Origin of the sequence: Niabella drilacis (genome assembly GCF_900101395.1) — a bacterium.
Taxonomy (GTDB): Bacteria; Bacteroidota; Bacteroidia; order Chitinophagales; family Chitinophagaceae; genus Niabella; species Niabella drilacis.
The window spans coordinates 314553-338093 of the sequence record NZ_FMZO01000004.1 but is presented as its reverse complement, the minus strand read 5'-3'; the positions used below and the strand labels follow the sequence as shown (position 1 = coordinate 338093).

Annotated in this window: 22 protein-coding genes; 6 read left to right on the top strand and 16 right to left on the bottom strand. The window is 47.5% G+C overall.

The window, feature by feature from the left end; translation table 11 throughout:
- Nucleotides 1-5 precede the first annotated feature (5 nt).
- From BLS44_RS09895 to BLS44_RS09840, 11 genes are all read right to left on the bottom strand, one after another.
- Nucleotides 6-1277, bottom strand: a complete 1272-nt coding sequence (locus BLS44_RS09895) for an NAD(P)/FAD-dependent oxidoreductase (protein ID WP_090389907.1) — start codon at nucleotides 1275-1277, stop codon at nucleotides 6-8.
- Nucleotides 1278-1338: 61 nt separating this feature from the next.
- Nucleotides 1339-2421, bottom strand: a complete 1083-nt coding sequence (locus BLS44_RS09890; RefSeq protein ID WP_090389906.1) for an SAM-dependent methyltransferase — start codon at nucleotides 2419-2421, stop codon at nucleotides 1339-1341.
- 87 nt (nucleotides 2422-2508) lie between these two features.
- The gene (locus BLS44_RS09885) at nucleotides 2509-2853 is read right to left on the bottom strand and encodes a four helix bundle protein (RefSeq protein WP_090389905.1); all 345 of its coding nucleotides are present in this window, start codon (nucleotides 2851-2853) and stop codon (nucleotides 2509-2511) included.
- Nucleotides 2854-2865: 12 nt separating this feature from the next.
- Nucleotides 2866-3993, bottom strand: coding sequence for a beta-ketoacyl-[acyl-carrier-protein] synthase family protein (locus BLS44_RS09880; RefSeq protein ID WP_090389904.1), 1128 nt, complete (start codon nucleotides 3991-3993; stop codon nucleotides 2866-2868).
- 6 nt (nucleotides 3994-3999) lie between these two features.
- Nucleotides 4000-4419 (bottom strand): acyl-CoA thioesterase, encoded by a 420-nt coding sequence (locus BLS44_RS09875; protein WP_090389903.1) that lies wholly within the window; start codon nucleotides 4417-4419, stop codon nucleotides 4000-4002.
- Nucleotides 4419-5063 carry a hypothetical protein gene (locus BLS44_RS09870; RefSeq protein ID WP_090389902.1) on the bottom strand — a complete coding sequence of 215 codons (645 nt, stop codon included), beginning with the start codon at nucleotides 5061-5063 and terminating at the stop codon, nucleotides 4419-4421. The genes BLS44_RS09875 and BLS44_RS09870 overlap by 1 nt, the downstream gene beginning before the upstream one ends.
- A gap of 30 nt (nucleotides 5064-5093) precedes the next feature.
- Entirely contained in the window at nucleotides 5094-5510 is a 417-nt protein-coding gene (locus BLS44_RS09865; RefSeq protein ID WP_090389901.1) for a hotdog family protein, read from the bottom strand.
- Between the two features lie 164 nt (nucleotides 5511-5674).
- A complete protein-coding gene (locus tag BLS44_RS09860; protein ID WP_090389900.1) occupies nucleotides 5675-6565 on the bottom strand; it encodes an LpxL/LpxP family acyltransferase in 891 nt (296 codons plus the stop codon).
- A 289-nt stretch (nucleotides 6566-6854) separates the two neighbouring features.
- Entirely contained in the window at nucleotides 6855-7106 is a 252-nt protein-coding gene (locus BLS44_RS09850; protein WP_090389898.1) for a phosphopantetheine-binding protein, read from the bottom strand.
- Nucleotides 7107-7124: 18 nt separating this feature from the next.
- Nucleotides 7125-8342, bottom strand: coding sequence for a beta-ketoacyl-[acyl-carrier-protein] synthase family protein (locus tag BLS44_RS09845; RefSeq protein WP_090389897.1), 1218 nt, complete (start codon nucleotides 8340-8342; stop codon nucleotides 7125-7127).
- 95 nt (nucleotides 8343-8437) lie between these two features.
- Complete coding sequence (locus tag BLS44_RS09840) at nucleotides 8438-8953, bottom strand: DUF2911 domain-containing protein (protein WP_090390006.1); 516 nt, start codon at nucleotides 8951-8953, stop codon at nucleotides 8438-8440.
- A 336-nt stretch (nucleotides 8954-9289) separates the two neighbouring features.
- Between BLS44_RS09840 and BLS44_RS09835 the strand changes: the two genes are divergently transcribed.
- Nucleotides 9290-10651, top strand: coding sequence for a S8 family peptidase (locus BLS44_RS09835; protein WP_090389896.1), 1362 nt, complete (start codon nucleotides 9290-9292; stop codon nucleotides 10649-10651).
- A 400-nt stretch (nucleotides 10652-11051) separates the two neighbouring features.
- Here BLS44_RS09835 and BLS44_RS09825 read toward each other — a convergent pair whose 3' ends face one another.
- On the bottom strand, nucleotides 11052-12770 hold the full coding sequence (locus tag BLS44_RS09825; RefSeq protein WP_090389894.1) for a M3 family oligoendopeptidase: 1719 nt from the start codon (nucleotides 12768-12770) through the stop codon (nucleotides 11052-11054).
- Between the two features lie 154 nt (nucleotides 12771-12924).
- Complete coding sequence (locus tag BLS44_RS09820; RefSeq protein WP_176954369.1) at nucleotides 12925-13500, bottom strand: DUF5606 family protein; 576 nt, start codon at nucleotides 13498-13500, stop codon at nucleotides 12925-12927.
- A 201-nt stretch (nucleotides 13501-13701) separates the two neighbouring features.
- On the opposite strand from BLS44_RS09820, the gene BLS44_RS09815 reads away from it, so the two are divergent.
- The 5 genes from BLS44_RS09815 to BLS44_RS09795 all read left to right on the top strand — a co-directional run bounded on the left by BLS44_RS09815 (nucleotide 13702) and on the right by BLS44_RS09795 (nucleotide 18601).
- Nucleotides 13702-16596: an outer membrane beta-barrel protein gene (locus tag BLS44_RS09815; RefSeq protein WP_245729168.1), complete on the top strand. Its 2895-nt coding sequence runs from the start codon at nucleotides 13702-13704 to the stop codon at nucleotides 16594-16596.
- 50 nt (nucleotides 16597-16646) lie between these two features.
- Nucleotides 16647-17222, top strand: a complete 576-nt coding sequence (locus BLS44_RS09810; RefSeq protein ID WP_090389892.1) for an RNA polymerase sigma factor — start codon at nucleotides 16647-16649, stop codon at nucleotides 17220-17222.
- A 91-nt stretch (nucleotides 17223-17313) separates the two neighbouring features.
- Nucleotides 17314-17640 (top strand): hypothetical protein, encoded by a 327-nt coding sequence (locus tag BLS44_RS09805; RefSeq protein ID WP_090389891.1) that lies wholly within the window; start codon nucleotides 17314-17316, stop codon nucleotides 17638-17640.
- Nucleotides 17641-17645: 5 nt separating this feature from the next.
- A complete protein-coding gene (locus tag BLS44_RS09800) occupies nucleotides 17646-18134 on the top strand; it encodes a Spy/CpxP family protein refolding chaperone (RefSeq protein WP_090389890.1) in 489 nt (162 codons plus the stop codon).
- A gap of 83 nt (nucleotides 18135-18217) precedes the next feature.
- A complete protein-coding gene (locus BLS44_RS09795; RefSeq protein ID WP_090389889.1) occupies nucleotides 18218-18601 on the top strand; it encodes a hypothetical protein in 384 nt (127 codons plus the stop codon).
- Nucleotides 18602-18609: 8 nt separating this feature from the next.
- Here BLS44_RS09795 and BLS44_RS09790 read toward each other — a convergent pair whose 3' ends face one another.
- From BLS44_RS09790 to BLS44_RS09775, 3 genes are all read right to left on the bottom strand, one after another.
- Nucleotides 18610-19728 (bottom strand): hypothetical protein, encoded by a 1119-nt coding sequence (locus BLS44_RS09790; RefSeq protein ID WP_245729167.1) that lies wholly within the window; start codon nucleotides 19726-19728, stop codon nucleotides 18610-18612.
- A 258-nt stretch (nucleotides 19729-19986) separates the two neighbouring features.
- A complete protein-coding gene (locus tag BLS44_RS09785) occupies nucleotides 19987-20781 on the bottom strand; it encodes an HAD family hydrolase (RefSeq protein WP_090390003.1) in 795 nt (264 codons plus the stop codon).
- A gap of 651 nt (nucleotides 20782-21432) precedes the next feature.
- Nucleotides 21433-23466 carry a M13 family metallopeptidase gene (locus tag BLS44_RS09775; protein ID WP_090389887.1) on the bottom strand — a complete coding sequence of 678 codons (2034 nt, stop codon included), beginning with the start codon at nucleotides 23464-23466 and terminating at the stop codon, nucleotides 21433-21435.
- Between the last annotated feature and the right edge of the window lie 75 nt (nucleotides 23467-23541).

The following is a 23541-nucleotide window of genomic DNA, read 5'->3' as shown; positions in this document are numbered from 1 at the left end:
TCTTATTACCCGTTATCCTTAAATCCGTTGTTAATATATTCGATACTATCCCGCAAACGAATAGTCTTGGCCAGTTTATGCAGTGCCGTATCATGCTCCTTTACATAGGGGTTGCTGGTATCCCATACATACCCGGCCAGCACCGAGCAGATCATTTTCTTAATATCCGGGTTCTGATCCTTCGCAAAGAAAATGGTGTGGAGGGTAGTATCATACCAACCCATTACATAGCTTCTGAAGGTATTCACCCCCTGCATCATCACCTCGGTATAGTCCTTATCCCAGTCAACCGGCTCTCCCTTCAGGTGACGCACCACCAGTTTGCCGGCGATCTGGCTCGAAACAGTTGCCAGCGTTACACCAGAAGAGAATACAGGATCCAGGAACTCTGTTACATTACCGGTCAGCACAAAACCATTGCCGTAAAATTTTTCAGTAGTGCTGGACCAGGATTGCAGGATCTTCGGCTCCCATAAATACTCCACGCCTTTCATGCGCTCCGCGATATAGGGCTCGTCTGCGATAGCAGCCCGCAACTGCTCTTCGGGCGTGCCGGTATATTTTTCAAAAAAGGCCGGATCTCCTACAAACCCTACCGATGTAACCCCGGTGGCAAAGGGGATCACCCAAACCCAAACATCCGGCTTATGTACAATTACGGTAATGCGATCGGGCTCATCGTCCATCTGGCGGTTTACATCATTCGTATGCACAAACAGTGCCTTACGCGGGGCCAGGTTAGAGGGCTTATCGAGCCCGAAGAGGCGGGGGATCACCCGCCCGTAGCCGCTTCCGTCGATGATGAACCTTGCTTCTATTTGCTTTTCGTTACCATTTCCGTCCGTTAATGTTGTGACCGATGATCCGTCTTCATTAAACCGGATAGCGGTAACCGTCGTTTCATATTCGACAGGCACCCCCTGTGCCTCCAGCCCGTCTGCCAGTGCTTTATCAAAATCGGCCCGGGTTACCTGGTATGCATGGTTCCAGCCATCTGTAAACTGATCGGAGAAAGAATAATCGCAAATTACCCCGTCGCGTACAAACTTGGCACCGGTCTTGCGCTGGAAGCCCATTTTCAATACGCTGTCCAGCAAACCCGCTTCTTCCAGCGCTTCCATACAACGTGGCAGCAGGCTTTCCCCGATTACAAAGCGGGGGAACTTCATTTTTTCCACCACTTTTACTTTATACCCGGCTTTATTTACAATAGCCCCCGCTACGGTTCCTGCGGGCCCGGCGCCAATCACCAGTACATCTGTTTGTTCCATTTGCATATTACAATTCTGATTTAAGGTTCTGCTCTATGATTAAGGCTTCTTTCTTTAAAAATCAAAGTTAGCCCTTCTTTTTACATTTCAATAAGGTATGACTGAGTCCAATGCCATCGATCTGCTCTATAATTTCAAAACCCGCTTTTTCTACACATTTCTTAAAAACCCTTGAGTCATACATCTGGCTGTTGCCATTGGCTATAGCGGTAAAATAGATCGATAGCTGCTGGATACAGAAGGCCGAAGTTTCAAAACGCTGGTTGTCCCAGAATGCCTCCAGTATATAAATGCTGCCGTCATCATTCAGTGCGGCGCCACAACGCTTCATAATGGATACAATTTCTTCCTCAGAAAAACAGTCCAGGAACTGGCTCATCCAAACCGCATCATATCCCTGAGGAAAGACTACGGACTCATCCAGCACATTGGCCGGATAAAAATCAACCCGGTCGGTCAGACCCAGGTCATCAATATTCTTCTTTGCCATTGCTGCCTGGCCGGGCAGATCCACGATCGTGATCTTCACCGCTTCATCAAACCGGGTAGAAGCGAGGGCCCATTTACCGGTGTTACCACCTATTTCCAGCAACTTTTCAATATGATTCTCCGGTTTATAAATATGTTTTAATACAGGCGGAAATGCAATATCGGAAAAGAAATGGTCGTACTCGAACCAGCTTTTTTGCTGCCGGGGCGTAAGCTGCGACAGACCTTCATATACAGTGGACCAGTTGCCCAGTTCCGGCAGCCCGGCGGGCTTTCCGGTTTCGATGGCTTCCTCCAAATGGTACATGGCCTTATAGCAGATATCCTGCACAAAATTCATGTTCACATTGGTAAGCGGGTCATGCAGGATAAAATAACCGGTTTTGGTCAATGCAAATTTTTCATCGGCTGTATACTTTACCAGGTGCATACCGAGGCCGGCTTCGAGCAACACGCGTACGGCATATTCAGAAAGCCCCACTTTTTCACAAATATCTTTTAATGCGATCCCTCCGCTGCGGGCCTCTTCTATCACTTTTAAGATCTGCTTATCCCTTAAAACACGTGCTACCTGGAATACAATGGGTCCATGGGCAATGATCTGTGCCATATGTTTCCCTTCTATTGCCGAGTAGTGCTCTCCTTTGTAGAAATCTATCATTATTAATATTTAAAAGTTAAAAGGTTTAATGTTCCGATTCTTCGTATTGATTCCACTCATCTTCATCCCGCTGTTCTGCCTTTAAGTTTAGCAACCATCATTGAGGTACAGTGCCGGTAGCGATGTACCGGTAGATAATTGATTACAGGATCCGACCCGCTCCTCTCCCGTTATACATTGCAGATCCAATGCCCTGTATAACTGGAATTTTACTTCGCCACAAGTCCCTTTCACAAAACCCGGAAAATTTATACCCGTCAACCGCAAGCTTCTCTTAAAGCCTTCTGCGATATTATCCATCGCAGAGCCGGAAGAGCCTCTTATTTGATCCTTTGAAAAAAGCTCCTTCAAAGTAAAACTACAGATGCGTTTTGACAGTTCTCGTGCGAGTTTCCCTATTTCAAGATCTTCAAACCTGCTGACAGTGCCCATACCCCTAAACTTTTAAACTTTGACAACTACAATAGCCGCATTGCACCCACCAAATCCCGATGCGGTCTTTAAAAAAGCCTGAACCGGTTTTTCAATCAATGTGCTGCACACAGAAATAGGTTCTACGGTTCCGGGGGTTTCAAAGCCTTTTGTCGGAATGATCTTATTGTTACAGAGGGATTCAATGCTGATCACGGTCTCTAACAATCCTGCTGCTCCTAAAGTATGCCCGTAATATCCTTTCAGGCTGTTTACCGGAGCCCCCTGTACCCCCCCGAGGTTGATGGCACGGCTTTCCATATCGTCGTTATAGACCGTGGCCGTTCCATGCGCCGAAATAAAGTCAATATCCGCAGCGCCTGTCCCGGCTTCCTTCATTGCCCGGTCTATGGCCATAAACAGTTCCTCCCCGGTACGGGAAGGGCCGGAGATATGATTGGCGTCGTTGCTTACGCCGCCGCCGCCTATGATGATCTTTTCATTACCGGAAGAGGGATCTGCAGATAAAACGACAGTTGCTGCCGCTTCTCCAAGATTGATTCCATCGCGATTGGCATCAAATGGTTTGCAAAGCGTACCGCTTACTGCATGAAAGGATTGAAACCCTGACAGGATGAACCGCGTGATCAGGTCGGCGCCAGCAACTACGATGGTCTTGTACTTACCGGCATCGATCAGTCTTTTGGCAGTGATAATGGCCAGGGTACCCGAAATACAGGCATGGGAAACGATCACCGGCGGGTTCACAAACCCAAAATGCTTTGCCAGCCGCTCTGCCGAAACCGTTAGCGCCACTTCCTTTTTCAGCTCATCCGTAACCGGGTATTGCTCCAGGCGGCCAATATTCCCCTTTGTGGAAGAAAGGATCAGCGCCGTACCGGGGTCTGACGGATCAATGCCTGCCTGCGTTACTGCATCTGCAACAGAAGCTTTCAGTACCGATTCAAAAGGGGTAAATGAAGGAGTGCCTTCAAAAAAGGCAGGGTCCATCAGGGATGCGCAAAAAGGCACTTCACTTCTTGAAGCATCGTGGTGTATTTTTACCGAAGTTTGTCCGGCACACAGCGCTTCAAAGTTCGCTTTTGCTGTATTTCCCAATGGAGATACAATATTCCGGGATAAAACGAACACCTTCTTCATTCCCTTTTATTTCACAAATTTTTGCTTCCACTCTTCAAAAAAAGCCGGATTGTTCAACAAAAGGGTTTGGGTATCCTTGTCCAGAAAAACCTGTGTCGTTCTCCCGGTGGCCACCAGGGTCCTGTCTGATGCTTTGTAAAGATTGAACCGGAAATTGATCTTGGCCGCTTCGCAGGGCTCGTAAATGGTTTCTACCACTACGGAGTCACCGAACTTCAATGATTTTTTATAATTGCATTCTGCGTGAACGATCGGCACCACCACATTTTCCTTAAAAAAATCGAGATACCCGATACCATATTTTTTCCCGAAGGCCTCCCTGCCATCTTCAAAATAGCGGATGTAATGACCGTGCCAGACAATACCCAGCGGATCGGCCTCATTAAAACGGATGAGGACTTCGGTTGTATCTTTAAGTTCCTTCATTATTTCGATTTCCACGCAGCGTATTTACTGTTTTTGATGTTGTCGATGACTTTTTTGAACCCGGTAGCCCAATAATTCCGGAAGCTAAAACCCATACCCACCGAACCTTCTACGCGTTCTGTGAGCAATATCTTTTTGGAACCGATATCGAAAAGGGTTACCCAAACCGATAATTCCTTTTTGGGTTTATTCATTCCATCTACCACAAATAAAAGTCCCGTACCTTTTTTATCACCGGTGTTAAATCCTTTTACCAGGGAGGTTATATCGCTTTCCTTCAACAGGTTATAATCTTCAGAGCTGGAGGAAAGCAGGGTTTCCGGGTCCCGCTTCTGATTGCGTTTGGAAACAAAGCCCAGGTCGCTGTTCATTTCATCTTTGCGGAAGGCACCGGCGATGTCGTACTTTTTAGCCTCATTCACCATCAGGTCGTTAATACCATCAAACTGGCGGGCCACAATATCATCGGCCTTTGCAGCGGCATCTCCGATCAGTTTTGCTTTTGTAAAATCAATACCAAAATAATAGATCGGTGTTTCCTTATTGGTTAACACCTCATTCAGCGTTTGCGCCTGGCTGTTCAAACCGGCCATTGCGGTACACGCAAAAAGCAATAACAATATTTTGGCTGAGATCTTTTTCATGATTGTGTTGTTTTAAGTTGTTGAAAATTTTTACCCGGCAACAAATATGCGCATTTCACAGGATGCAATAACATCGCCATTTATAGTGATGGCCCCATCAACGATGGTGGCATTGAATACCTGGTTCTTAATATGAATAGACGTTTCCAGCATTTCCCCGACGGCAGGCAGGCGGTTTATCTTTAACTGCTGTACCGCCCCAATAAAGCCAACGGGAACGGGTTTGTTTTCCTGTTTACAGATATAGCCGATGCGGGCTGCCGCCGTTTGAGCAATATTTTCCACCAGTCCGGGCTCTTTTAAATACCCGTCCGCCACCAGGATATTATCTTCCATTACGGTAAACTGTGTTGCAGCCCCGCTGTCATCCGAACGCTCCAGCGTTTGCACCATTACAAAGGGCGGACGTTGCGGAATATATGGTAAAATATCCTTGGCTATGCTCATACTCTAATAAACAGTTGGCATTTCACAGGGCCAACGCGCTAAAATTACAGAAACTTTGGTTTGCAGCGGGAGTTTTTCTCCCGGTTGTTATTTGTATGGGATCAATCGTCATTCCGGGTTCATGAAAGGGGAAATACAGCCATGGCAGCGAAAATACCGGCCGTTTATGACGGGGTTTCATCCCAAAACGGGTAATAGTTATACCATTGATCAGGGTAACGCTTTACTTTCCCGGTCATTTGCGCTACAAAATCGGCCAGGATCGCTTCCGGGCCGGCTTTTTCAGGATGATGGCGGTACGTGGTGGCCGGAGTTGCAAAAAAATGATAATGTTTGTTCGATTCCTTTAGTGCAAACACAAAGGAAACGGGCACCGGCAGTTTTGATGCGATGGTGAAGGGGCCTGCCGGAAACCGGGCCGGAGCACCGAGAAAAGAAGCGGTTAATGTTTTATTGCCCTCCAAAAACCGGTCGGAGTGCATACAAACCAGCTCATTGTTGTTTAATGCCTCCATTATTTCATAGATATGTGTTATATTATCCCTTATAATAATAATGCGCGCATTCCGTTCGCCTGTTACGCCATCAAGATATTCTTTTATTTGTTGATGTTCGCCGTCATACATTACAATATTGATCTTTGTCTGCAGCCGTTTTAACAAATGGCCCGCTATCTCCCAGTTACCGATATGGGCGCTCAGCAGGAGCCCCCCCTTTCCGGCGGCCACCATTTCCCGGAGGTGCTCCTCCCCGTCAAAATCAAAAGTGAACCGGTTCCGGATGCCACTCATCATTACAATGCGGTCAATGAGCGCCTGCCCAAACCAATAATAATTCTGATACCGCAATCGGGCAGCTTTCCATCCTGAAAATTTCAGCCGTTCGTTCAGGTAATATTTTATAGCCCGGTTGGCCCCGGCGCTGAATAAAAAATAGTACGCGGCAACAAACCGCAGCAGGAAGTAAGCCGGTGTGGCGCCCCCGGCTTTAAGAAGGCCTATAAAAATGCTGTAGCCCAGTTTGTTCCCCTTGGAGCTTCCGTCCCAGTTTGCCATTTAATTACATTAAAAGATCCAAATATAGGAAGCCTGCCAGAATGCGCAGGGGCTTTTTATTTGCCGGGCCTTTACCAATTCCTGTGGAAGGGGGAGGACCTGGCGGATATAGCGGTACGCCAATATCAACCCCGGGGCTGATGGTGCGGCACAGCAGTATGTACCAGCTCCATTGCCCCTTATACAATGCTCGAAAAGACTGCCCCCTCCTGCACCGGTGTACAAGCGAGCGTGGCAACAAAGCTGCCCTTTGTACTGCAGCCGGCACAATAAAATAAAAAATCAGGAGTTAAGCTGTCTCTTTTTTCCGGATCTGTGCGTGTATATAATTATAGAAATCACTGAAGGTAACCAGCGGCAGAAAATCGCCGGGCTGCACCTTAAAATGGAAGTTACTTTCCAGGGCTACCACCAGGTCGATATAGTCCAGGCTATCCAGATCCAATACCTCTTTCAGGTTGGCTTCCGGCTTTATCAGGTCAGCATCAGCCTCAAATTCATCTACCAGAAACGCGTTGGTTGTGCTTATTATTTTATCCATGCTTAGCATCAGCTCAAATTACCACTTTTTTACAATGAGGGTGGAGTTGGTTCCCCCAAATCCAAATGAATTGGACAAAAATACATCTATATTTTTATTCGTTGTATTTTTTACAATATTTAAGGCGGCTGTATCGTCATCCGGGTGCTCAAAATTAATATTAGGGGCCATAAATCCATGTTCCATCATAATACTGGAGTATACGATCTCACTGGCCCCGGCCATCCAGCATTCATGGCCCGTCATTGATTTTGTGGAGCTTACCGGTGTATTACAGCCTTTAAATACTTCCGCAATGGCTCTTGCCTCGCTGGCATCTCCTGCCGGCGTACTGGTGGCGTGTGCATTAATATAATCGATCACGCCCGGTTCCAAACCGGCATCATTCAATGCCATTCGCAGGGATTTGGCCGGACCTGCGATGGTGGGGTTGGAGATATGTTCCCCATTTGAAGAAAAGCCATAACCGATCACTTCGGCCAGGATCTTTGCACCTCTTTTTTCGGCGGACTCCAGGCTCTCCAGGATCACTGTGGCGGCACCACCACTCGGGATCAGGCCGTCGCGATCCTTATCAAAGGGCCGCGAGGCTTTTTCAGGCACTTCTTCCCTGATGGAAAAAGCTCCCAATGCATCGAAGGTGCCCATAGATAAATGGTTGATCTCCTGGGCGCCACCGGCTACAATGCAATCCTGCAACCCCATTTTTATGAGGATATAAGCCAACCCTATAGCGTGTGACCCACTGGCGCAGGCTGCACTTACGGTTAAATTGATCCCCTTTAACTTAAAGATCGTGGCCAGGTTCATGGTAACCGTAGAGTTCAGCGTTTGAAATACTGCGGCCGACCCCACCAGCATCGTGTCTTTTTTTTCGCGGATCAGGTCCGTGGATTCGACCACCGCCTTTGCTGAACTGTCATTTCCGTAAAGGATACCGGGTTCCAGCCGCGCCAGGTCATCTTCCGACAGGCCGGCCTCTTTGAACGCCTCAATTGTAGCCATATATGCATACTCTCCCTCTTCGGGGAGCATGATCCGGGAGCGCCGGTCCAGCAATCCTTTTAAAGAGGGCCGTTCTACAAAACCCGTCAGGGCCGACCGGTAGCCAAATTCCTTGCGGACCGGATCAAATATGATCCCCGATCTTCCCTGGTACAACGACTCTTTTACTTCCGGAAGATTTTTGCCGATACAGGAATAAATTCCACGGCCTGTAATCACTACTCTGTTCATTGGTGCAAATTTAACGGGAAAACCAGTTCATATTTGTCACTAAAACAGGCCACACCCGCAAGGGCTGGCCTGTTGATACCTTATGTTTCCTTAAACTATTTTACTGTAAAGCCCGCCTCATGATCGCCCCACAAAAGTGCAACGCGGCCGTTATCATTGATCGTATACGTTAATGCCTCTGCAAATTTTGCGGGCTTTTTGCTCTTTACCGTTACCCGCAGCGCATCATCCGCTTCGTTATACTCGGTACCCCACTGGTCCCATTTTTTGCTGAAAATAAATGTCCAGCTCCCGTTGTTGGTCAGCACGTGCAAACCATATTTCCCTGCAGCAAGCGGCTTGCCATCCACCGTTACATCTTTACTGATCTCAAAAAGGGTGGTTTTATTGGCTCCGGCACGCCAAACAGTGCCATCTTTGGGCTCTACATCTTTACCTATAGTACGCCCTTTTACCGAAGGCTGACTGTAGTTTACCGAGATGGTTACACCCGACTTTACCGTTTTTGATACAGAAGCAGGAGGACTTGCCGGCTTTTTCTTTTCGCCGTTTTGAGCAGATACACCTATTACAAAGCAGACACCTGCCAAAAGAAATAATAATTTTTTCATATACTTTTTTTTAAAAAAATGCGCAAAATGTTTGCCAACAGCGGTACCGGTACAACAGCTATTTTCAACCAGCCGATACGGCTGCGCTAAACCGGCCACTTTTATTATGCCCTATAAAGATATGTAAAAATAAGGACCTCTTTACATCAAAAAAACAGTCAACTCAGCTTTGCCTGTATTCCCCGTCCACGGGGAATACCCATTACAAAAAATAAATATAGCACCAAAGGACGGCAGCTGTTCAGATATCATATTTTGTTAATACTTTCGCACTGATCCGGGAACATTAGCCCATGTTCCGGCCCTTTAATAAACATACTTAAACTCTAAACCACGATGATCAAAGAATTATTCAGATTCACTATGGGGTTATGTATTGGCCTGAGCCTGTACAGTTGTCAAAAACGCAGTGCCCTTGCTGAAGAAGTACCCGCTTCTGTTTCCGCTGCCAGTAATAAACAGTCCCGGCAGCAGGCCCGTCAGGATGAGGCCTACATCCCCGGGCAGGTGCTGGTAAAATTCAAAAACGGGGCTTCCGCCAAAACAAAAGGGAACATTCTTGCCAAACTAAAAGGGAAGTATAAAAATAAGCTCAATCCGAACGCGATTCCCGGGTTTGAGGATGAAGGGGGTATCGACCTGATCGAAACATCTGTCGAAGTTCTTTCAGCGATCGAGCATATCAAGAATGACCCGGATATCGATTTTGTTGAGCCCAATTACATCTATCATACCACAGAAGCGGCCAATGATCCCTATTTCACCAACGCACAATGGAACATGCAGGCCGGCGGATACGGATGTCAGGCCAGCACTGCCTGGACCAATCATAAAACAGGAGCTTCCAACGTGTACGTTGGCGTTGTTGACCAGGGGTATATGTACCAGCATGAGGACCTGGCGCACAATGCAGGGGTTAACCCGGGCGAAATTCCCGGAAATGGCGTTGATGATGATAAGAACGGCTATATCGACGATGTGTACGGCTGGAATTTTTATAGCAATGATGCGGTGCTCTACAATGGCACCGATTATCATGGTACGCACGTAGCCGGGATCATCGGGGCCGAGGGGGGCAATGGCATTGGCGTGGCCGGAGTGGTATGGAATGTAAAACTGCTGGGGGCAAAATTTATGGACGGCCGTATCGGCAACTCTTTTGCTGCGGTACAGGCTATTGATTATATGGTGGCCCTGAAAATTAAACAAAAGCTGAATATCGTGGCCCTTTGCTGCTCCTGGGAAGGCAGCGGCAGTTCCAAAAACCTGGAAGCTGCGATCAAAAGAGCGGGCAAGGCCGGGATCCTGATCATTGCTGCTGCGGGCAACAGCTCCAGCAATAACGACAAAGTTGCCGTATACCCCGCCAATTATAAAGGAGATAACATAATTTCTGTTGCATCCATCAACCAGGCCGGCGGCCTTTCCTATTTTTCCAATTACGGTACCAGATCAGTTGATATTGCCGCTCCCGGTGAATCCATTACATCTACCTACCTGAATAATGCCTATGCAGGAATGAGTGGCACCTCCATGGCAGCACCACATGTGGCAGGCGCTGCTGCACTGTATGCCTCCACACATCCCGGTGCGGGCATGAAAGAGATCAAAAATGCGATCCTCTCCGCGGCTATACCTACTCCTTCGCTTACAGGAAAATGTGTTACAGGCGGAAGACTGGATATCAGCAAATTTTAAAAACCGTATTACTGCTCATAAAAAGAGGTTGCCTGTCCCAGCAACCTCTTTTGTTTTAAATCGCTTTTAACAACCGGAAGCCTATTGGCTTTAAACCTTTTTCCTTACCCGCATTCAAATAATAAAAACCCGTTTGTTAACGATCTAATTACTATGCTATGAAAGCTTTTAAAATCTTTATTTGCGGAGCGTTGTGTATCCTGTTCCTCAGCGGGCTTGGAGCCTGTACGGTAAACGCCTATCCCCGTACACACCGACATCGCGTTTGGGTTCCCGGTCATTGGACTCCGGGCTATCAGGGTCATTCCCATTGGATGCGGGGGCATTATGAATACCGTTAGTGACGGAAATAAAAAAGCTCCTGCAGGAGGAGCCTTTCTGTTCCAAATGACCGGGCCCGTTAAAGCCGGTCCAGTTCGTTCTTTACAAATTCCATGAGCCCTTTAATATGGTTGGGCGACAGATCGAACCTTAATCCTGCTGCTTCAAAAAGCCGCGGCAACGGTTCGGTTCCACCCAGGCTGAGCGCCTGCACATAATGATCCAGCGCCTGCTCTTTATTGATCTTGTATTGCTGCCAGAGACCAATGGCACCCAGTTGGGCAATGCCATATTCGATATAGTAAAAGGGTACTTCGTACAAATGTAACTGGCGCTGCCAGCTGAAATTGCGGTAATCCTCCAGCCCGCTGGTATCCAGTGTTTGCGGAGTAAAGGAAGCCAGGATATTTTGCCAGGCCGTCAGCCGCTCCCCACGGGTATGGGTGGGGTGCTCGTAGATCCAGTGCTGAAACTGGTCAATGGTCGCGATCCAGGGGAAAATGGTGAGCACCCGCTCCAGCTGCTGCTCATGCGCCCGTTTTAATTCTTCCGGCGTTTTGAAAAATCCGGTCCAGTGCTCCATGCTGAACAACTCCATACTCATGCTGGCCACCTCGGCAATTTCCGTGGGGTACTCTTTAAATGCCGACAATTGCAGTGAATGGGTTAAAAAGGAGTGAATGGCATGACCGCCTTCGTGCACCATTGTCGTTACATCATCCATAGTGCCTGCCGCATTCATAAATATAAAAGGCGCGCCCGTTTCTGCCAGCGGGCAGTTATACCCGCCCGGGGCCTTTCCCTTGCGGCTTTCAAGGTCAAGCCGCCCCATTTCATTCATCTTCCGCAAACAATCCCCAAAGAAAGGTTTCAGCTCATTAAAGCAGTGAATGGCTTTTTCTACCAGCTCACTACCGGTACTAAAGGGGCGCAGGGGCTCGGTGCCCTCCGGTTCTGCATCAATATCCCAGGGGCGCAGCTGCTCCAGCCCCAGCTTTTCTTTTTTCTGCTGATAGATCTTGTCCACCAGCGGCAGCACATGTTCTTTTACCGCTTCGTGAAACTGGAAACAGTTTTCCTTGCTGTAATCAAACCGGCCCAGTTCTGCGAAACGATAATCGCGGTAATTTTCAAACCCTGCATTTAATGCCACCTGGTGCCGCTTCTTCAGCAGCGTATCAAAAAGGTCATCCAGGGCCTCCTGGTCCTGCAACCGCCGGTCGCCGATCTTCCGGTATACGCTTTCGCGCAGTGCCCGGTCCGGGCTTTCAAGAAATTTTGCCGCCTGCTGCAGGGTATATTCCCTGTCATTTACGGTAACCGTCATTTTTCCCGCAATGGCGCCAAACTGCTGCGCCTCTACCGCCAGCTCCGATTGCAGGGGAATGTTTTCTTCCCGGAACAGCTCAATATTTTTCTTAACATTCCGGAGATAGGTAAAAAATCCGGGACCTGTAAGTGCCGCTGAAAGCGGGCTGCTGATCAGTTTCCGGTTCAGCTGGTCGGCATAGGGCTGCATCCAGGGCTGGATCTCCGTCATAAAGAAGGTAAAGGATTCGGCCAGTGCGGTATCGGTTGTATCCCTTGTCATATTGATCTGCCGCCAGCAGGCTTCTTCGCTTACCACGGCCTCCAACTCGCTGGTATCCTTTAGCCATTGGTCCAGTTCCCCGTGGTTTGTAAGTGCTCTTTCAGCAAGATCTTTAAAATAGGGCTCGAGGGTATTCCAGTCCGTTATCTTAAAATTTTCCGGTAAAAAGCTCCGCTTTAACGGTTGAATATTTGCATCTAATTTCATGTTCATTATTTTTTTGATGTTTTACGGCGGGGTTAAGGTGCCAAAATGCTCCCGGCAACCGGCAACAGCAATATACTTTATAAAAAGCAAACCTCCCCAAACAATACGCCCCCGCTGTAGCGGGGGCCGTATCAATAACAATATAACCGGATGATTAATCTTCTTTCTTTTTGGCGGCCTTCTTGGCTGCAGCTTTCTTGGCCGGCGCTTTTTCCTTTTTGCCGGTTCCCTCCTCTTCAGATATTGTTTCCTTTTCTTCCTTTGCCTTTGCCGCGGGCTTCTTTTTAGCGGGTGCCGCCTCTGTTTCTTCTGCCACTTCCGGCTCCCCGGTTTCCGCTTCTTCTGCCTGCGTTAACTTAATCTCGATATTGTTCTTTTGCAGCAGGTCGAACCATTTTACGATCTTCTTCATATCGGAAACATACACACGGTCAAAGTCCATATCGGCGTATACTTTCTGAAAATAAGCCCGGACAGCCTTGTCGTCCTTTACATCAGGTAAAGGGGTGGTATCCGCTTTCATGACAGTGAATACATCCACCAGGTTTACATTTTCCCGTATGGTATAGATCTCAATACTTTCCAGGTGAGAGAACTGGTGAATGCGGGAAGACGCAAATTTGGTCGTTTTATCATTCAGGGAGCGCACGATGGCTCCATCATTTTTACTGCTGATCAGCTCAAATAAGCCCGATAATCCACTTACAGCAACTAACTTATTATACTCCATGGTCATTTTTTAAAAGCCGCAAGATAAATGACTTTTTCTAAGAATATGCCTAAACATGTTTATTTCTACCATTCTTTTAAGATTTCCGGCAAAAACAGCAGAAACCGGCAGCCATTTATCGGCATTTTTAGCACTTATCAAAAATGCAGACCGAAAGTTTAAACCCTTTTCATCGTCCAATGAACTTTATATCCCCTATTTATGAAGCATATTGCAGTCTTATTTGTACTCGTGATGACAGGAATCGTTGTAAACGGTCAATCCATAAAAGGTACTTTGATGGATCCCGTTGAAGGTACCACCGTAAGCGGAGCTACCGTGCAGCTGGAAAATGCCGTTGATTCTACCGTAAAAGCATCTGCACTTTCCGATAAAGAAGGCAGGTTCAGCTTTGGTAACCTTAGCCTGGGCGCCTATATTTTAAAAGCGACCTCGATCGGCTTTGAGCCCCTGGAAAAAGCCATTACCCTTTCGGACACCCTGCGGGATGCAGACCTTGGGGACGTTTATATACCCAAAAAAACCACAACGCTTGAAGGTGTGGTGGTCATAGCCTCGGCCCCTGCCGTGAGCCAAAAGGGAGACACCACGCAATTCAGTGCCAGCCAGTATAAGACCAACCCGGACGCCACGGTTGAGGACCTCATAAAAAAAATGCCCGGCATCACCGTTGACCGCGGTGGAAATGTAACGGCCCAGGGGGAATCAGTAAAAAAAGTAACCGTAGATGGTAAAGACTTTTTTGGCGACGATGCTACAATGGCCATCCGGAATCTTCCGTCTGAAGTAGTAGATAAGATACAGGTTTTTGACCGCATGAGCGACCAGGCCCAGCTGACCGGCTTTGATGACGGCAACTCCCAGAAGTCTATCAACATTGTCACCAAATCCGGTATCAGGAACGGCCAGTTTGGGCGCATTTTTGCGGGATACGGCACAGACAGCCGTTATACTGCCGGTGGTAATACCAGCTTTTTTAACGGCAGCCGGCGGATCTCGCTGGTGGGGAACTTCAATAATATTAACCAGCAGAACTTTGCCCAGCAGGATCTGCTGGGTGTTACCTCAAGCGGCGGACGCGGCGGCGGCGGCGGAAGAGGCGGCGGTGGCGGTTACCGCGGGGGCGGAAACGGAGGCGACTTTATGGTGGGCCTTACCCCCGGCATCAGTAAAACCAATGCCTTTGGTGTGAACTATGGCGATAAATGGGGGAAAAAAATTGATGTAACAGGCAGTTATTTCTTCAACAACCAGTATTCTACCAACGAGTCTGAAACCAATACGCAATACCTTACCAACTCCCGGTTTGTCAACAGTAAGAACTTTAACACCTCGAATAATAACAACCACCGTTTTAACATGCGCCTGGAATACAAGATCGATTCCAGCAACTCTATCTATTTTATTCCCAGCCTGAGCTTCCAGAACAACAGCTCCAATGCACAATCGGAAACACATACCTACCTCCTGCCGGAAGGGGGGAGCGTTGATTCCCTAAACAATGCGAACGGACATTCCAGCTCCAACCGGAGCGGGTTCAACATCAACAATAACCTGATGTACCGCCACTCTTTTGCCAAACAGGGCAGAACCTTCTCCATCGGCCTCCAGACCTCTCATAACAAAAACGATGGTACCTCTTTTAATTATAATATGCTGAACTATTATAATTCCGGAACACGCCTGGACTCGCTGGTGAACCAGTACCGCGATAATAATACAAACGGGAACCAGTACCGGGCCCGTGCTACCTATACAGAACCGGCCGGCCAGCAGGGAATGTTCCAGTTTGAGTACAGCTACCAGGTACAAAAGAACAAAGCCGACCAGGAAACCTTCGACTACGACGGAAGCGGGTACAATGACTTTAACCAGCTGCAATCCAACAAATTTGATAATACCATTAAGACCCATTCCGGCGAAGTGGACTACCGCCTGGGCAAAAGCAGGGATAACCAGTTATCTGTGGGCCTGAACTTTGAAAATACCTTATTGCAAAGCATGCGGGTGTACCCTACTGCCTCAGCCGTGAATCAGACCTTTAATACCTTATTGCCCAATCTCCGCTGGATGAAAAAGATCGGAAGATTCAGCAATATCCGGGTATTTTACCGTATGCGGAACGATTTTCCCAATATCAACCAGCTGCAGGACGTTGTGGATGCCAGTAATGCGTTGAGTATCAGCAGCGGTAATCCGGAACTGAAGCAAACAACCACCAACTGGGGGTCTGCAAGATATTCCTATACCAATACCCGCAACAGCCAAAGTTTTTTCCTGAACGTATTTGGCCAGTTGTCCAATAATTATATTACGACAGCTACCTATTTCCCGATGCAGGACTCAATTATCAACGGGGTTGAGATCAAGAAAGGCGCCCAGTTCAGCAAGCCGGTCAATATGAACGGGTATAAAAACCTTAATACCTTCTTAACCTACAGCCTGCCGCTGAAACCGATAAAATCAAACCTGAACATTAATACCGGGTATACCTACCAGGAAGCGCCCGGCATGATCGACTACCAAAGCACCCGCACTACCAACCAGGGTATTTCCGCCGGCCTGGTGCTGGGCAGCAATATCAGTGAATATGTGGACTTCAGCTTATCCTATAATGCCCAGTTCAATAATACTACCAGCACCGACCAGCGCACTACAGCTAACCGCTATGTAACCCAAACGGGAGGCTTTTTTGCGAACCTGCTCTCCAAGAGCGGCTGGTTCCTGCAAAATGACCTTTCTTACCAGAATTATTCCGGTTTGACGGCCGGCATGAATCAATCCTTTTGGCTTTGGAATGCAGGCATCGGCAAAAAGTTCCTGAAAAAGCAGGCAGGCGAGCTGAAGCTCTCCGTTTTTGACCTGCTGAACCAGAATCAGAGCATTTCCAGGACCGTGAATGCCAATTATATCACCGACGCCCGCAACATGGTATTACGCCAGTATTTTATGCTCACCTTTACTTATAGCCTGCGCAATTTCGGTAAGGGCAAAACCTCCGCCCGTGAAGAGGGCGGTGAGCGGAGGCGTGAATGGCAGGGAGGTCCTCCGGGTATGATGCGTGGCGGCGGCCGCCCCGGCGGGCCAATGTTTTAAGCAGTACTATTTATTTTTTTTGTAATATCGCTGAATTAACCGGTATTACATTGCTGAAAGAAGAAATACTTGTACAGGAATTAAGGCAGGGCAATGAAGCCGCGTTTAAAGAGGTGGTAGATACCTATCAGAACATGGTCTATAACACCTGCCTGGCAATTGTAAAGAGTGAAGAGGATGCGGAGGACATTGCACAGGAAGTATTTGTCCAGGTATTTCAATCGATCCGCTCTTTTAAGGGGGAGTCTAAATTATCAACCTGGATCTACCGGATAGCCACCACAAAATCGCTGGATTTTGAGCGGAAAAAGAAGCGGAAAAAGCGGTTTGGCTTTGTACGCAGCATTTTCGGAGAAGACAGCCAGGTAGTGGTGAACCCTCCCGATTTTCAACATCCCGGCGTGGTACTGGATAAAAAGGAAAATGCCTCGATCCTGTTCAAAGCGATCGACCAGCTTCCTGAGAATCAGAGAATTGCATTTATTCTGAACAAGGTGGAGGGCCTTAGCTACCAGGAGGTAAGTGAAGTGCTGGAAACCTCGGTATCTTCTATTGAATCCCTGCTCCACCGGGCAAAGAACAACCTGAGAAAGATACTGGAAAAGGATTATAAGCCCCGGGAATAAAAGAAAAGTTTAAAAATGACGTCAAATACTATTTAATCAGATATATTTAGGGTATTAGAGACATCATCAAACATGTTAAATCCGTTTATTGATGAAAGAACAAGATCATATAGAAGCCATCCTCAATAGTTTCGACGGCCTGAAAAGGGCTGAATCGAGGCCCTTTATGTATACAAGGGTCCGGGCCCGTCTGAATGAGGAAACCAATTTCTGGACAAAGACCAGCAGCATCATCGCAAAGCCGGTTGTGGCGATCTGTTGCCTGGTGTCGGTTGTTACGGTGAATGTGTATCTTATTATAGATGCAAACAGTAAGCAAAAGACCGAAACGGTATTCACAGCAGGAACAGAATCGGATATTCTGCAAAATGAGAATTTTATCCTGGCGTCCAATACCAGCTATGATTTTAACAAATAACAGGAATGAACAATTCGGCACGTAACAGAACCCTTATTTTTATCATCGCCCTGCTGCTGATCACCAATCTGGCATTACTGGCATATACTTTCTTCTTTTCAAAAAAGCCGCACCCGGAGAGGGAGCGGGAAGGGTTTACCGCAGCCCTTAAAAATGAAGTGGGATTTACCGATAGTCAGATCGAACAATTTAAGCAACTCAAACAAAAGCAATGGGCCGGCGCCAAAGCAGATATGGAACAGATCCGGAAGATCAAGCAACAACTTTTTGATCTTACCAGGCGACCTGTTGTTGCCGACAGCACGGTTGAGGCCCTGGCAGATTCTATTGCCACACTGCAAAAACAGGCAGAGGTAAAATCGTTTCATCACTTCAAAGCCACCCGCGCCATCTGTACCCCCGAGCAGCAACCAAAATACGACTCCCTCATGACAAAGATCATCCGGCAGGGCCGGAACGGACGTCCTATTCCCCCGGGACCTTCGAATAAATAAAAAATCAAGCCCCTTGCAACTTTCTTACCTGCAAGAAACCTCTTGTAGTATATAAATGGTATCAAATAGTATAATTTTGTAACATGAGAAACAGATTTATCCTGGTTTTAGGCCTGTTTTTGGCATTGAGCACCTCCATTTATGCCCAAAAGGAAGGAGTTGGGGATAAGGTGAGCGCGGTCCTGACAAAATTTGATGCGGCCATTAAACCTGACAAGGCCAAAAGAAGCAGTATTGAAACGATCTTTACAGATTTTTATACGGCACAGGACAAGCTGCGTAATAATATACAGGGTTCTTCCACCCTGGCGCAGGGGCTGCAGCAGGATTACCAGAGTGTAAGAAAACAAAATGAAAACCTCTTTACAGAAAGAGACAATCAGCTTAAGAAGGCGCTGAGCGCTGAGGAATATAAGAAGTGGAAGGAAGATATAGAGCCTTCGATCCGGAAAAGCGGAAAAAAATAGTCCAGGCTTTAATTTACTGTAAACAACCGCAGGATATCCGTTTCCGGCAACGTATCATGATCCTGAACAACTGCCACCTGGCTACCGTCAGAAGCCCAAACTACAGAATGGATCTCTTTTTTTGAAAGTGGCAACTGTGCTTTTGAAAAATCGCTGATCCTTACCACAAAAGTCTCCCGGTCATTGTTTACATAGCATAAAAAACGACCATCCGGACTCAGCCAGGCTTTTGTAAATTCAAAATCAACCGGTTTTTTTGCCGTCAATTTCCCGGATTGATAATATGTTATAAAACTGGTATCTTCCGTCATCAGGTGATTATCGTCCAGGTAAACCAGGCGGTTTTGCGGAAGGAGGGCAAATTTAAAATCCAGGTTACTGAAATGGCGGATACCAAACTGGTGCAGGGTGTCATTTCCACGCATTAATAAATGAGCGTATTCATTTGCAAGCCCGGGAGCCGAATCCTGCGGACTGTATACCGTAAATGCATATTCATCGCCTGAGCCATATACATCTCCCATAAGATCATAAAGCCGGTGCTGGATCCTTGCGCCCCGCAACAGCTCCGTTTTTTTTGTAACCAGGTTATACCGGTGAAATGAAATGCCCGCTGCATAAGGGCCGTTTACAGCATCCCCGGTTTTATAAATGATCCGGGCCGAATCAATGAATACGGGCTCCATCAAAAAACCGTGGGGGGCGGCCACAGCTACTGCCGTTTTTTTCGACGGCAGGTCAAAGATGCGGATATCATTCCCCCGGAGCGATCCTGCCACAACTTTTGCATTACCAAGAGGTTTTTCCTGGTGCGTATAAACAACCCGCCGGCTGTTTGGCGAAAACCGGGGGGCCCAGCCATAATCCAGGAGCATCTGACGGCGGCTGGCTATATCATAATGCACAACAACCGGGTCCAGCCGGCGGCTGGTATCGCCCCGGGTGGTAAGCAGGTTTTCAATTAATTTTTCTTCTGCTGTACTTTTGACGGGCACAGCACTCCCGTTGCGGAGCCGTTTTACAAAAACCAGCTGATCCCCTTTGTTGTTTATGGAAACGCCCTGGATAATAGATCCCTTCTCGAACCACTCCAGCAGGCTCTGAACCTTTGGTGCTTGTGCTAACATACTCCCGGGAAAAAGGAGCAGGAAAAACGTTGTAATCAATTTTATCAATGCTGAATCCTTTTAATTGCAATCGTATATCTTATCAACTATAAGACGCTCCGGGTGCTGTTTTGTTGTCCTATGCCCAATTATTTAATTTTTTTTAGCATATGGCATAAAGCCAGGCACGATGCCTTTCTCTTTTGATGGCAACAACACAAAATAAATAAGTGTGCCCCCATCGCGGGTTTACCTGCACAGGATACCTGAAACCGGGAACTATACCGTTAAGCCGCAGACCTTTTTTATGGTACGCACCACGCCGTTCTCGTTATTATCAAATTCTGTAATGTATGCTGCTGCCGCAATGATCCCCGGGTGTGCGTTCTTCATGGCATAACTGTATGTTGCAGCTTCCATCATCTCCAGGTCATTCATATAGTCTCCAAACACCATGGTTTGATCCCGCCCGATCCCCAGCTGCTCCTGTACCAGTTTTATTCCAATGCCCTTATTGGCATCCCGTGCGGTAAAATCGAGCCAGCGCTCGCCGGCAACAGCCACTTTGTATGCAGTTTCAAATTGCCTGAAATGCGGATAACTGTTGGTTTCCGCGTTGATCAGATCGCAGAGGGATACTTTTAATATGGGGTCCGGAACTTTTGTAAGGTCGGGAACAATCTGGTAATGCTGATAATATTGCAGTGCCTGTTGCAGAAGGGTTTCATCATTGTCTTCCATATAGGCCCGGTCTTTGCCACAAAGTACAGGGTATACCTTATTCAGCCCCCGGGCCTTTTGCACAAAAGTAGTAACAGCCTCCGGATCCAGCATTTTCACCAGTAATTCAGCTCCCTGGTAGGTTACAAAACTTCCATTGTCTGATAAAAAATAGGTGCGCTCCTTTATTGGCGCAAACAGTGCCAGCAGGTTATGATGAGGGCGGCCGCTGGCAATACCCAGCACTATGTTTTGCTGCGCCAGTTGTTTTTCAAGGTCCCAGAACTCCTTAGGCAGTTCCTTTTTGTCATTTAATAAAGATCCGTCCAGGTCTGTAACAATAAGTCTGATCATAAAATGCCGCAAAGGTAATACCCCTGCGGGGAATGTAAAATATCCAATAAAAATATTATTGTCCAGCAAACCACTAAATCATGCGCTCAATGAATCTTAAAACATTGACTATACTGCATTTTTGATTTTCATTTCAAACCCTGAGGGGTATATAGTGCTGAATAATGCGGTGTTCTTCCGGCGTGTTTTTAAGGCAGATGCCCGCCTGCGTGAATGCGGCAAACTACACGAATGCATCCGCAGGCAGGGGCCGGTTCCTCCTTAGGCTACGCCCCATCAAACTGTGTAAAATTCCCGGGATGGCCGCCCGTTTGCGGATAGCGAACCCGGTTGCCTTCATAAATTGGCCCATCATAACAGTTGCTTTCTGCTTCGGGTATTGCCAGTGGTTGTAGACATGGGCGCCGGAGACTTTTTAAATGTCTACAAATGCGTGTCTACAACGCATCTTTATTGTTTGGGTACGGATATTGGTAAAAATCAAAAAGAGGTTCGCTTCCCCAGGGAGATTCTGTGCCATTGCCACTGGATCTGTGTTCCGAACGTTCGGGACACAGATCCTTTTAATGCTACAACGATGGCCTCGTTTTTAATTTAGAAAAGCCCAACCCCCTCCACATTTCAGCGCTTCTGTGGCAAAGAGAGGAGATGCTACCAGATCCGGATCCGGTCTTCCGGCTTTTTGTACAGCTTGTCGCCTTCTTTTACATCAAATGCTTTATACCATGCATCCATATTCACCAGCGGGCCAATGGTACGGTAAGGTCCGGGAGAATGCGGATCGGTTAATATAAACTGGGCTGCCGTTTCGGGCAGGATATTTCCTCTCCATACCTGTGCCCAGGACAGAAAGAAGCGCTGATCCGGCGTAAAGCCGTCTATCTTTTTATTGGATTGTCCCTGCCGGGTCATTTTAAACGCTTCATAGGCCAGGCTCATCCCACCCAGGTCTCCAATATTTTCACCCAGTGTCAGTTTTCCGTTCACATGCAGGGTGTCCAGCACGGTATATCCATCAAACTGCCGGGCAAGTGCTGCGGCCTTTGCATCAAATTTCTGCCGGTCTTCATCCGTCCACCAGTTCCTCAGTGTACCATCTGCATCATATTTGCTTCCATTGTCATCAAAGCCATGCGACATTTCATGCCCGATCACCGCACCAATTCCTCCATAATTTACCGCATCATCTGCATTGGGATCAAAGAAAGGGAATTGCAGGATCCCCGCGGGGAAAACGATCTCATTGAGCGTGGCATTATAGTAAGCATTTACTGTTGGAGGCGTCATTCCCCAGCGCTCCCTGTCCACGGGCTTCCCAAGACGGCCGATCATAAAATGATATGCCCAGTTATTTACATTTCTTATGTTCTGGAAAAAATGGTGGCGATCAATGGTCAGGCCCTCGTAATTTTCCCATTTATCCGGGTAAGCGATCTTGGGTCTGAAGGCAGCCAGTTTTGCCAGGGCCTTTTCTTTGGTAGCCGCGCTCATCCAATCCAGGCCTTTGATCCGGATCGCAAAGGCTTTCCGGAGGTTGGCCACCAGCTCTTCCATCCTTGCTTTGGCCGCGGGCTTAAAATATTCCTTTACGTATAATTGCCCCAGCAGCTCTCCTATATTACCATCCGTTAATGAAGACATCCGCTGCCAGCGTGGCGTCTGGATCTTTTGCCCGGTGAGCGCCTGCGTAAAAGCAAAGTTCGCGTTTACAAAAGCAGTGCTCAAATAGGGCGCTGCGCCTTTCAGGATATTCCATTGCAGGTATACTTTCCAGTCGTTAAGCGGAACCGTTTTTAAAAGGCCCGCCACCGTTGCAAAAAATGCCGGGTTATTCACGAGCACACTGTCCTGGCCTTTTACATCCAGCTCCTGCAAGGTTGTTTTCCAGTCAAGACCGGGAGTAGTTCCGGAAAGATCAGCCAGGGAGAACTTATTATAGGTTTTATAGGCATCGCGCATTTCCACCCGGCTGAGCTGTGCTTCCGCCAGCTGTTTTTCGATATTAAATACGATACTGGCATTTGCCGTTGCCTGATCCGGATTTGCTCCTACCAACCCGAATAACCTGGAAACATAGCTTGTAAAAGCCGCGCGTATCTGAACCGACCGCTGATCGTCCTTTAAATAGTTATCCCTGTCTGGCAGCGATGTTCCCCCCTGGCCTAGCTGGGGGATCATGACTTCTACATTTTTACGGTCCTGCCCCACGTAGAATCCATACAATGGGGATGCAATACCATTGCTGCGGAGCTGGTTGATCTTTTGCAGCAATTCCGGCAATGTTTTTATCGCCTCTATGGAAGCCAGGTCCTTTTTTATGGGATCATGGCCCAGTTTTTCAATGGCTGCACTATCCATGCCTGCGGCATAAAAATCCCCTACCCTCTTTTCAACAGATCCTGCCGGGGCACTTTTATTGGCCCGGGCTTTCTCCAGGATCGATTTTACAGCGTTGATATTGAAATCGCGCAGCATATTAAAGCTTCCCCAGCGGGTTTCCTTGGCAGGCACAGGGTTATTTTTTACCCAGGTACCGCTCGCATATTCGTAAAAATCATTGCCGGGTATTACCGAAAGATCCATATTTGAGCGATCTATGAATTGCCGTTGCTGCGCCTGCACCGGCCCGGCAAATAAAAAACAGGCGCTGACACCTGTAATCCCTATTTTTAAAAATTGATTCATTTCATTGTTAAATTAGGGTGTGAAAATAAATATTTTTCAATTACCAATGCTGGCCTGTTTTAAATTTTCAAAACA